The organism is Robertmurraya sp. DFI.2.37 (assembly GCF_029211245.1).
In the GTDB taxonomy this organism is placed as follows: domain Bacteria; phylum Bacillota; class Bacilli; order Bacillales; family Cytobacillaceae; genus Robertmurraya; species Robertmurraya methanolica_A.
This window is the reverse complement of the sequence record NZ_JARGEJ010000729.1, coordinates 1-294: the sequence shown is the minus strand read 5'-3', so window position 1 is coordinate 294 and position 294 is coordinate 1. Positions and strand designations below refer to the sequence as shown.

The window sequence follows — 294 nt, the reverse complement described above, 5'->3', positions numbered from 1 at the left end:
GATTTAATGAACCGGGAACCCCGTTTAGCAGTAGAACCCATGTTGTTGAATTGGCAGCTTCTACTCGTGAAGCAAATTCGAGATTTTTTCCAACATTGGATGATGTACCGACACAAGCCTTAACGATGGGAATTGCATCGATTATGGAAAGCAAGGAAATTCTGTTGCTTGTTTCTGGTGAACAAAAGGAGGAGGCCATTGCCCGGTTGGCTGAGGGGGATATTTCAGAGGATTTTCCAGCTTCGATTTTACGTAACCATCCGAATGTCACGGTTATCGTTGTTGAGGGTGCCA

1 protein-coding gene is annotated in these 294 nt (G+C 44.9%); it reads left to right on the top strand.

Annotated elements, in window-relative coordinates; all coding sequences use genetic code 11:
• On the top strand, nucleotides 1-294 hold a 294-nt coding region (locus PZE06_RS28400), incomplete at both ends, for a 6-phosphogluconolactonase (protein ID WP_275792455.1).